Here is an 11,729-nt window from a genome sequence, read left to right on the forward strand (position 1 = left end):
TAAAAATGGGATTCATGGACATATTTAACGAGCTCAAGGCCAATAAAAGTCACTTTAGTGTTGCTATACAGGGCATGCCTGACGGGATGGTATATGTAACTGACTTTGAGTCTAGGGACGATCGTTTATGTGAAGACTATGAATTTAAAATCCAAGTATTGAGCCCTGAGCATCTAACATCTGAAATGCTAATAGGCAAAGATGTATCGTTATCACTAGTGTGGTCAATGTTAGATCGTACTATTTCAGGGTTAATTAGTGGTTTTATAGCGCATGGTCAAAGTCATCAGGGGTATCACTATACTTTGATCATGAGTTCTCATTTAACATTACTTAAGCATCAGCATTCTAACCGTGTATTTACTGCTATGGATGCAGGTAAAATTATTTCGAGTGTGTTTGAAAAAGCAGGTTTTCCCGCGCAAAAATTAAATGTGCAAGCAAGTTCAACCATGCTCGATATGACCGTGCAATACAACGAGACTGATTACGAATTTGTAACACGCTTAATGCGTAAGCACGGGTTTGTATACAGCTTTGTAGAGCAAACGGGTGGTGAATGTACATTGTATATTTGCAATGATTCTAATGGTATAGCGCAAGAGTTTGATGAAATAAACCTAAGCTATGTACCGCCATCTGGGCAAGTAAGAACGAGTGAGTCAATTTTTGCTATAAGTAGACAGGCCCAATTATTTCCACAAAGTACGCACTTAGATGATTACAACTACCAAGCTCCGGGTAATTTGCAAGTTTCAAAAAATAACAGTGCGTCAGTTATTGGTTTTGGTGAAGATAGTCATTACGGTGATAATTACGGGCAATCAAACGAAGGCCAAGACTTAGCAACTATCAGACAGCAAGCGTTTGATTGCCAACGTGAGCAAATAATAATAGATACAGACTGCAGGGCGCTTCGCCCTGGTATGCGTTTAAATATTTATGACCATCCAGAGCATGATGGTCAGTATTTAGTGACGCGTGTAGAGCACAAAGGTAGCCAAAGTGCTTCGGTTGAATACGGCTCAAATGTGAAGGGTTTAACGTATAAAAACCAGGCTTATTTAATTAGTGTTAATCAGCCTTATAAAGCTCCATTACGCCCAGCGAGGCGTGTGTTTGCAACGTTTAATGCATTAATTGAGCAAGAAATTGATGACAAAGGAAATTACGTAGTAAAACTACCATTTAACCAAGATGGAGAAGGCCAAGAAAGCCGTCCAACACGTTTAATGCAACCTTACGGCGGCAGCGGGCACGGTATGCATTTTCCACTAACGCAAGGTACAGAAGTGCTCGTTTGTGGTGAAAATGGTGATTTAGACAGGCCTATAATTTTAGGCGCGCTTTATAATGAAAATGCTCCAAATCCTGTTACGAGCGAAAACCCAACTGAAAACAAATTAGTAACTAAAGCTGGGCACAGCTTTGTAATGGATGACAAAAAAGGCGAAGAGAAGATAAGCCTTGCCAATAAAAACAATAAAAACCAATTAATACTCGATGCAACAAATGGTGCGCACCAGGCAATGTTAAAGTCTGTTGATGGTGATGTTAAAATTTCAGCGAAAGAAAACCTTCAGTTTGTTGCCGAGAACGACGCAAACTTTACAGTCGCTAATAATTTTACAACCCGAGTAGAAAACAATCTGCAAATTCAAACCCGCGAGGGAGATATTACAGTTACCTCGGCTGCGGATTTAACTCTAAGCTCAGCCTCAAATAGTCGTATTCAAGCGGCTGACGGTAACTTAGAGCTCACAGCAACTGATGAGCTTAAAATGCAAGCGCAGCAAGACATTAGCGTTTACTCGGTTGACGGCAACCTTGAGCTACAAGCACCTCAAGGTGATTTAGAGCTAAATAGTGGCGGTAACATCACTATAAAAGCAAATGGGCAGGGTTCAATTCAGTTAAGTCAAGGTGGCGCAAGTATAGAAATTGATGCTGCGGGTAACCTCACAATTGATGCCACTAATATAACGTTAAGTGCCACTAATATAGCAATTAAAGGCAGTGCAATTAGTAATAACTAAGTTAAAGGAGTAATTTAATGAACGCTAAAGTTAAAAGTATATTTAATCACGATCAGCAACTTGCACCTGTAAGTAAAGTTGATGAATTTGGCCGAGTTAAAGGCGTTACAATAAATAACGACGAACATAATGTGGTAGCACAAGCGGCGCATATAACACCATGCCAAGTGGGCGACACAGTACTGCTTACCCATACTGCACAGGGCTTTATAGTAACAGGCCTACTTGCAAATGAAGATCAAGCACCCGCTGCATTCATTCAAAATAGCCAAGGCCATATTGTTATTGAAGCTCAGCAAAGTATTAGCCTTCAAACGGCTAAAGGGACGATAGAAGTATTTGCCGACGGGACGATAGTGCTCGAAGGGCGAGATATAACGGCTAATAGCGAGCAAGATCTTACTTTGGCTGGCTGGCCAATTAGGCTCAATTAACACTATGTTTGCTCAAGTCGCTAAAGTTAAGCAGCATCAGCAGCGTTTAACTACTCTATTAAAACACAAACAAAAGTTGCAAGCGCAAGGTGTTTATCCGCTTGCTCGACTCAATGTAATTGAAAGCCAATTACTAAATCATTTATACACACTCAGCGATTTAAAAAGTGATGCACCCACAGATTACTTTGCAGGTAAAAATTTAACACAAGTAAGTCATTTAGCGCTTAATGAATTTATTACCCTTGCGATAGAAAGCCCAGAGCACCACAGTATCTACACGCTATTGCTACAAAGTCTTAATTTAAAAAGTGAACTTAACAGCGGCGAAACTTTTTTAGCTTTAAAGTCGGATAAACATTTAAGTTATTACAGTGTATTACAGCACTTACTTGGTTATTGGCAGTTAGATGATAATAAAGCACTGCGTAATAGTGTACTCAACGAAAAAGAACAGCTTGATAGTAACGCGATTACTTTACTTTTTTCACAGCACTTAAGCGAAACAGAGCTTAGCCATGCCATGTTACATACTAACTTTGATATTGCTTATGCAGCACTCGTGAATGCCTATTGTAATAAAACAAGTAACTTATCAGACATACTATTTAAAGTATTTGCTAAAACAAATGATGACGACAAAAAAGCAAAATTACTTGCCCTAGCAGGGCTTACTAACGATCCGCGCTGGGATGAACCTTGCCTACTTTTTTGTAAAGCTAACCCCGGGCTTTGCCAGCATGTACTAAGCCACTTTGTATATAAGCGCGCATTGCCTTTATTTATTAATTTAATGGCGCATGGGGTAACTCAAAAACCAGCTTACGCAGCATGGCTAATTATTACTAACAGAGCGCTTGCCCAAGCAAACAAAGTAACTGTAGTAGAACCAAATAACGAAAAAAATGTACACAGCGGCATAAACCTTGATGATGCAGAGCATGCAAGGCAAGCGTTTGCATTAGTGCCTGGGGATCAATTGTTAAACGGCGTTAGCTTTGTGTGCAGTAATGCAAAACAAAAATTAAAAATGCTTGCAGGTGAAGTTGTGCAACGCGTTGTAGCACCACATTATTCTTTGCAAAAGGCCTGTGGTTTGTACCATGTATTACTGAGCGCCAAACAATGGCAAAGTGTTATAGCGGAGAGCCCAAGTGCTGAATAACTTTTCTCCTTGGCAGGCTAGCTTTTTTGATGGTTGGTTGAGTGACCGTACGTTGGCTAAAGTTGTCCTTGTAAAACAAAACTTTGAATTTGACGAAAAAGGCAATGTAACACCAAACGAGCCCGGCCCCGATATTGTTTTAGCTGATGACTACGATGGCGACCCCGCATATACACCACTGAGTGAAGTAAACGAGCAAGTCGCCTTTAAAACAGGTTTTGAAGTGTATGGCGACTTTACAGCTTACCCACCCAAAGCCAAACAAGCACGAGTGATTGAAGTAGAGCTTGGCCTTCATAATAAAACGCAGCCACTATTTAAAAAGCGTTTACGTGTAACTGGCGCACGCTTTTGGAAGCGCTCTTTACTTGGGCCTGTTGCAACTGATCCTAATATTATTGAGCCTACACCCATTAATTACAGTAATGCCTTTGGTGGAAAAGACTTTAACGATGAGTCTAATTATCTGCTTGAAAATCCGATAGGGAGAGGGTTTAAGCTTAAAAACAAACAAGCAAAAGGGCAGCAATTACCTTGCATTGAATACGCAAACCAACTACTTCGTAAACCGAGCCATACTACCCCAGTTGCAAGCTTTTCAGCTATACCATCACATTGGTCACCGCGTATAGAGCTTATGCCCGACATTGATCAAAAAGCACTTATGGCAGGCAATTACCCGTTTAAAACAGTACTTGATGAACATTTTAACAATATGGCACCGCTAGATCAGCGAGTAAGAAATGAGTTTACACAAGGGTGGGCGTTTTCACTTTCAGGGTTATACCCGTTACAAGCTTATGGGCAGCATCAGCGAGTTGAGCTTCCATTTGAAGAGCCTATTGTTCAGCTAGTTAACACATTAAACAGACATACCATTAGTTTGCGCTGCGATACGTTGGTTATTGATTCTGACGCGCAGAGTTTTTCTTTGTTATGGCGCGGTTATATTGACGCAATACACGTAGGCGCAAATAGCCAGTTAGTTGTGGCAAAAAAGGAAACTAACAATGAAGTTTGATGTACTTTGCCATATAAATGCCAGTGGATGTACACCAAGTAGCTTGTATACCGCTGTTGCAAATCAAATGTTGTTTTCTAAACCGAGTAAAGCGCTAATACGTTGCGATATAAGCTTAGATGCCCCCTACATAATGGTAGAAATAGAAGAGCTTGCTCAGCTTGATAGGCAAACCAAATGCTTACTGTTATTAAGTCAGTTGCTTGAAAATATTGATATTACAACACTTAGAAAAACATCCCGCATAAGCCAAATAGTGTTTGTATTACCACAGGATGAGTTAAACAACCCAGTAATAAGTGACGATACACTCAGTGAGCTTTTAGCTGAGGTGATTTCGCAGCAAGTCCCTGATTTTGAACAAACTACAACGCTTGATTTAAAAAGCATAGCGCCAGATACCCTCATTATCGCCGTAGATTCATGCGTTAGTTACCAGTATGTGAGTACTCAAGCAAAAAATAATGTAGTGCAAGTTTTAAATGGCCCCCCAGGTATAATTAATGGTGAAGGTGGATGTGCATTACTTACACATGGGCAAGGTGGGCTAGAAGCACAGCTTTTTAATGGCGAATTAAGTGAGCAGCTTAACCAAGCAGAAGCTCGCGTTAATGATACTTACTTATTTGCAGGTAAACAGTCGTTAGCATGGCAAAAAAAATGGTTTGCTAATACACAAACGCTATATACCCCAGAAGATGAATTACTAGAGCTTGCAGACTTAAACAACACAATAGGTTATCAAGGTGTTGCTAATAACCTAACAGGGTTAGTACTTACGCATAGCTATTTAAATAACCCATTAAGTGAAGGGTTAAATCATGTGTTTTTATTATTTAATTCACCCAATGAGCAATTAATAAAAATTTCAAGGAGTGAAAATTCATGACATACATTAATGCAGCCGCAGGTAAACAAGCGGGTAGTGTTCAGTACGATGTAGACGCGCTAACCGCCGATGTGCGCTCAGGTGGATCGTTAACATGGCGACACAACAACCCAACTTTGTTAGGACTTAATAATAGCGCACGAAGTAACGGCGCATTAGGTAAAGCCAGCAATGTTGCTATTTTTGAAGACAGAGAAGCCGGTGAAGCTGCTTTTTTAGATGAAATAGCACGCCCTAAATACCGTGAAAAAACACTCGGTGAAATGGTAAACACCTTCATACCCGACTATATAATTCCGCCACCAGAATGGGATGATGAAAAAAACGAACCTATTTTGCCGTGGAACGAGCCACAAACGGGTATGGACGTTAATACCCCTATAACAGACGCGCAGCTATTTTTAGATTTAGTCTCAAGTCACTTAGGGTGGCAAGCCGGCAGTCAAGAACAGTTAACCAAAGATACACAATCGCAAGCAGCGCAAGTAGCCACAGTATCAGGGCAAAATGTATTAATTAATGGCCGCACCGCAGTGCACCAAAGTAGCGGCGGCAAGCTAAGCACTATTGATATATGTTTAACGACGGTAGGCCCAAGTGTTATCCCAATTCCTTATCCAAATATGGCCGCAGCAAGCGATGTAGCAAGTGTGGCGGGGTCAGTAAAAATAAATGGTAATGGTGCTGCCAATATAAAAAGTAATTTTTCAAAAAGTACGGGTGATATGCCAGGTGATAAAAAAGGCCTAATGAGTGGCACTAACGATGGTAAAGCTGAATTTATTATAGGCTCATTTAATGTGCTCATTGAAGGCAAACCCGCAGTGCGCCAAGGCGACTTAATGATTTCAAACTCAAAAAACACCCCGCCTATGCCGCTAGCGCAATCAGGTGGCGCATCACCAAGAGGGTTAAGTGTGGAAATGAGGGATAGTTTGGCTGACCAGCAAGCCGGTAAAAAAATAGTCATAAAAATATCAGGGTCAGAAAAGTTAGATGAAGATGGAGTGTCGATAATATGAGTGATATGAGTATAGCTAACAAAGTTAATATTATAGCTGAACATAGAGAACTGGTATTTGAGAGCCAATCTGAAGGGGGTAAAAGCGTATCTTTAATGGTGAAGGATAAGTCAATTGACGGTCGCCAAGAAGGTTATTATAAGATACCGCTTTATAAAATAAATGCTAGAGATGCAGATGATAATGCAGCGGATATTGAGCTTGTTCATATTTTTCCTCTTCGCTACGCGCATTCTGATGATGAAATTGATGGAAATAAAAATAACCTAAGGAATGGCTTTCTATATGTATATTTAGATGGACATTTATGGCGAGAACTTAAGGTAACGACAGATAAAGATGTAACAAGGTTTAATGATATTAACCTTGCTTGGCAGAAAGGCTCTCTTACTTGGAAAACAAATAAAGGTTTTCGTGAGGCGACTGGTGAAACACTTAAAACGATTATAGTACCGAACAAACTTAATGGAAGTAACTGCCAAGTACAAATTGCTTTTTCTGAAGTGCAGTGGTCGTGGAAACAAATTCAATTATTTGGAGGCCTTAAACCTGAAGACCCAAGGTTAAACTATGGAGAGCCTGTTAAGCCAGGTGAGAATAATGCTGATGCAATAGAGCTTCGAAGCAACAGATTGTTTACGTTAGATAAGCTTGGTGATTTTGAGCAAGGCTATAATAGTAATCAGTTACCTCAGCATGTTGCACTCGATGTTGTAAATAAAGCTGGAGTCTATTGCCCCGTTATACCTGACGCAATAGGAAAAGTAAGACAAGCCGCTGCAGATATCACGCTTACTCGCTCAGTGATTAGTTCACTACCGATAGAGCAAGTAGCAAATGGACAAACGGTTTCGAGTGTTGATGAGCTCTCAAAAGAGCAGCGAGGTGAGCTTGAATTAGCATCGTTTGTTCAACAAACCTTTTTTGCTTTTCCGCAATCTGTGTCTGACAAATTAGCAACATATGGTGAAGACAGTGTCTCTGAGCAAGAACAGGACATTGCTAATGATTATAAAAAGTGGGTAGAAAATAAATTTGATAAAACAGCATTCAGAAAGTTTCTAGCAACAGAAAAAGTGCTTGTGCTTGGTGAGTATATCAATGAGCTAAGAGCCAATGTAAAAGACCTTATAGAGGATGAAGATACTGCTTCTAGCTTTTATCAATGTGCAAGAGACTATGCATACCACTCAGGTAACCGACGACTCGATATATATCAACTTATGTGTGACGTATTAGCCCCTTTGAAAGATTTAACGGCAGACTTGCTTCGCTCAAGTGTAGTGTATGACCAAGACGCGCAAAAGCTTAAGCAAATCGATAGTAATGATCTAGGGCAACATATAATCTTAAAAGTGTTAGGTACACACCCGGAGGATACCAGTGACCGTTCAAATTTATTGAAACTACATAAGTTACTATTCCCTGATGAAACCAGTAGTAAGCCTAATTTAACTGAATATAAGTGTTTTCGAGATGAAGAAGACCCTAAAAACATTGATTTTTCTATTGATGAATTTAAGACTTTGGAGAAGCAAGATGATCAACTTGATGGTTATATAGAAGGCGATTTAACGCAGGTATTACGTAGGAGTAGCCAAGCTGTATGGGGCTTTTTTAATATTATTATGGAAGTACCATCTGCCACTTATTCTATGTCTCAAGGTGGCGGAACAATTAAAGATGTGTTTACTGCCCGTATGCAAAAACAATCTAGCTTACAGCGAGAAAGTAATAAACTTGAGCGGCAAACAAAGAATTTAGAAATACAGATAAAAAATAAACAAAGTGAAATTGAAAGTTCTGAAAAGACACGCAATGATCTCATTCAGGAAGCGCGTAACCAAGGTATAGATGGCGATGACATCACCGAGCAATTAAACAGGCAGCTTAAACAAAGAAACAAAGAACTAGAGCATTATAAAACACTGCTTAAACAAGCAAAAACAAAAAGTAGTGTCACCCGTGCGCATTTATCGACGCTAAAAAGTGTGGGTTTAGACATGCTTAATAGTGAGGCACGTATTAAGTCAGTTGCGATGTCGTACAACCCCTATCAAAAAATAATGCATCTCGCGCACATGGTTTCTGATGGTTTACTCGTTGAGATTGATATTGATGTTAACGATTATTATCAAGGAAACTTACCCGATTCAGTAGTCCCGCTTAATTTTGACAGCCGTACTAAGCGTGCCGAACAACGAATTTTAGAATTTAATAAAATAACCGAAGGTATTGATGAAGCACTGAGCCAAGGTAGTTACCCAGGCAATGGCGGAACGCGGCCCATTGTTAAACTTAAAGTTAACGATAAAGTGACGATACCCGCTCGATTAGACCTTATTACTAGCTTAGATGGTTCTTTGAATGAACTAGAGGCCATGGTTACTAAGCAATACTACGAATCAGACAGCGCCAAGAAGAAAGTTATAAAAAAGATGGTGGCGCTTGATAAAAATAAGCTAGCTGCATTGGAAGGAGTAGTGAAGAGGCTTGAAGATGGTTTAGAAGCGGTTGAAGGTGCTCAGCTCAAAACAAACTGGGATTTAACTGGATATAAAGATCATAATAAATCCCTCAAAAAGTACGCGAAAACAGCATTGGGTAAGCAGCAAACGGGGAAAGTTGGCTTAGCTAGCATTGGTGTTTTGCCGTTTGTTTCTGGGCTAGAAGCCATTAATTTTTATACCGTTATAACTGGTGATGGCGTCAGTTCTATGGATAAAGCATCGGCAGCCTTAGATTTACTTGATGTTATGGTGAATATTGGTAAAGATTTGGTAGAGCGGCGTTATGGTATGCCAAGCTCTGGTCAGTTAATTTTATATGCTGACAATAAAGTGCCTGCTAGCGAGCTTAGTAAAAAAATACTACGAGGAAGAGTCAGTGTTATTTCTGCGAAGGTAGCCTTATCTTATGCCGCTAATGCAGCGACGTTTGTTGCAGGCGCAATAAGTACATATGTGGCTGTGAGGGACGCGGTTAATGAATATAACAAGGGCAATGTTGGTCTTGCCACGGCAAACTCAGTTATGGCTTTGGGCTTTTTAAGCATGACTGCCGCATCTGGCATTGCAATTATCACCAAAGGGGCATCAGCATTGATCGCCGTATTTGGCATTGCAGGCTTAGTGATAATTCTAATTGCGGCAGGCTTAATGTATTACTTTAGTGAGTCAGAAATTGAGGCATGGCTACATGCATGCCCATGGGGAAAAGCGCCCTTTATTAATGATGGCTCGACTAGTGTACGAGCCGAACAGTGGAGAAGTCGCCCTGATTTAGCACTACTCGATGTTTATAATGCACTTTACAAGCCCTATGCAAAACTGATTGCAAGCAACTTAGCTAAAACTATTTCAATTAGTTTATCCACTCCTGTTGCTGCGGTAAAAGAAGGTGTCGATACAAAGCTCTATTGGCGGATAGTTAATCCAACAGGTGCAAATATAATTGTACCTTATCGTGGTTATGATGTTGAAGCAGCTAAAAAATATGCAGAAATAATACAACTTAAAATGTCACGTTACACAAAGCATAGAGAATTTAAACAAATTCCTCTTAATTCCCCCATATTAGTAGGTGCGATATGGATGCTTCAGCCAGCACGAACAGGGTGGCAAGCAGAAATAAATTATAATGCATTTTTGACTGAGTTCGGTTTGCAGCCAGGCGACCATATAGAACTCAAACTAGAAGCCACAGTATACCCAAATGGCAAAGGCCAACCGACTATTCAAGGTTTTAATAGTACCTATGGCTTACCAATTGAGTATTACAAAGCGGGTGAAAAGCCTGGATTACTGTCTTTCAATGATGACCGCAAGTACAGTCACCGCATTGGTCAAGTAATTAGCCAAGCAGTAATTAATTTATAAGAATTAGATCGTGTAAAGGAGTAACTATGAACATAGATGATAAAAGATCAGAGGACGAAAGAATACTTGATGAGCTAGTTGAGCGCCACATTGCTGAAGAGGAAGATGGTTTAACTCACGAAGAACGAGAAAAAATAAAAAGAGAAAACCGTATTAACGCAATTAAACAGTGGTGCGCTGAAAATCCAAATAGAGACCCAACAAGAGCAAAAGATAAAACCATAAAGCAACTGGCCTTAGACGAAGAAGATGTAGTGCGCATTGAAGAATTTAGAAAAAATAACCCAGAGAAAATGGAAGAAATCGAAAGGAGAGGCGATAACAAAAGTAAATACCGTGATAATAGACAAACCTACAAAGAGCGACTACCAAGAGACTACTTACATAAAGACAGTTATGAAACGCGATTAAAAAAAGCGGAAGTACTCAATGGCTGCGGATTTAAAACCCGCACGTTTAAAAGTAAGCGTTTTACTGATGAATATACAGCAGAGCTCAAGTCGCCTAATCGTGGCTCAACACTCGAGGGGCACTGGGTTCGCTCTGATGGGCAACAACTTGCTATTTCATGGTTTGGAGGGTGGTCAAATTTATTTACTGGTCTAAGCTTCTTGCTGATGGTCGCTGCAGTTATGTTTCTCTTCGTTGACTTGGTTGTTATTGGCTTTGTGTGGGAGGATTATCGGTGGGTGCCATTTGCTGTATATGCCCCTATGTTTATTATAGGTTTTTATATGCATAAATACCGCGCCATATTATCGCACCGAGATAAGTTTTACTTCAATCGGCATACTGGCCTTGTAAAAACTCCGCATACATTATTCAGAAAACCGTTTTATTTACCTTACGAAGACATTGTTTGCTATGGTGCAAATGAGCGTAATGTCGGCTCAGCCCGTGGTGGTTCACGCGTGTTTGTGTCTCTTATGGTGCCGTTAAAGTATCCTGCGTATTATAGACTCACTAAACCAACATTTTACGTAGGTGGTTTTAATCGTGAATGGGATTCGCTGCAATATGCCACAGCCATGACTTTTATGGATACCTCAATTCCACTTGGCACTCATTTATATCAATCGATAGAGCATTACTTCAAAATCGATAAAGATATAACAGAAAAACACGGGTTCCCTGAAGAGATAAAACCTTATTTAGACCCTGATGACTGCCAAGTAAACAGACATGAAGTTTGGTGATGTAAAAAACAGCGCTGAGCATAAATAGTAGCTTTACTTTATTAAAACCAACTTTAAACAATAGAGCTTTTATTGTTTAAAGTACTTT

The 11,729-nt window shown here is 40.0% G+C and carries 8 protein-coding genes; all 8 read left to right on the top strand.

What is annotated here, in order from left to right; all coding sequences use genetic code 11:
- Positions 1-14 precede the first annotated feature (14 nt).
- From tssI to GQR46_RS00995, 8 genes are read left to right on the top strand one after another with little or no spacing between them, the layout of a single operon-like run.
- The gene (gene tssI, locus GQR46_RS00960) at positions 15-2,036 is read left to right on the top strand and encodes a type VI secretion system tip protein TssI/VgrG (protein ID WP_165739419.1); all 2,022 of its coding nucleotides are present in this window, start codon (positions 15-17) and stop codon (positions 2,034-2,036) included.
- 17 nt (positions 2,037-2,053) lie between these two features.
- On the top strand, positions 2,054-2,470 hold the full coding sequence (locus GQR46_RS00965; RefSeq protein WP_165729459.1) for a hypothetical protein: 417 nt from the start codon (positions 2,054-2,056) through the stop codon (positions 2,468-2,470).
- 4 nt (positions 2,471-2,474) lie between these two features.
- On the top strand, positions 2,475-3,635 hold the full coding sequence (locus GQR46_RS00970; protein WP_165739410.1) for a hypothetical protein: 1,161 nt from the start codon (positions 2,475-2,477) through the stop codon (positions 3,633-3,635).
- Positions 3,625-4,656 (top strand): DUF2169 domain-containing protein, encoded by a 1,032-nt coding sequence (locus GQR46_RS00975; protein ID WP_165739412.1) that lies wholly within the window; start codon positions 3,625-3,627, stop codon positions 4,654-4,656. Before GQR46_RS00970 ends, GQR46_RS00975 begins: the two co-directional genes overlap by 11 nt.
- Positions 4,646-5,545 carry a hypothetical protein gene (locus GQR46_RS00980; protein ID WP_165739414.1) on the top strand — a complete coding sequence of 300 codons (900 nt, stop codon included), beginning with the start codon at positions 4,646-4,648 and terminating at the stop codon, positions 5,543-5,545. The genes GQR46_RS00975 and GQR46_RS00980 overlap by 11 nt, the downstream gene beginning before the upstream one ends.
- Positions 5,542-6,567, top strand: coding sequence for a DUF4150 domain-containing protein (locus GQR46_RS00985; protein WP_165739416.1), 1,026 nt, complete (start codon positions 5,542-5,544; stop codon positions 6,565-6,567). The genes GQR46_RS00980 and GQR46_RS00985 overlap by 4 nt, the downstream gene beginning before the upstream one ends.
- On the top strand, positions 6,564-10,445 hold the full coding sequence (locus GQR46_RS00990) for a toxin VasX (protein ID WP_165739418.1): 3,882 nt from the start codon (positions 6,564-6,566) through the stop codon (positions 10,443-10,445). Before GQR46_RS00985 ends, GQR46_RS00990 begins: the two co-directional genes overlap by 4 nt.
- A 26-nt stretch (positions 10,446-10,471) precedes the next feature.
- Positions 10,472-11,641 carry a hypothetical protein gene (locus GQR46_RS00995; protein ID WP_240922880.1) on the top strand — a complete coding sequence of 390 codons (1,170 nt, stop codon included), beginning with the start codon at positions 10,472-10,474 and terminating at the stop codon, positions 11,639-11,641.
- Positions 11,642-11,729: the final 88 nt, after the last annotated feature.

The organism is Pseudoalteromonas sp. Z1A6 (genome assembly GCF_011378745.1).
GTDB classification, from domain to species: Bacteria; Pseudomonadota; Gammaproteobacteria; order Enterobacterales; family Alteromonadaceae; genus Pseudoalteromonas; species Pseudoalteromonas arctica.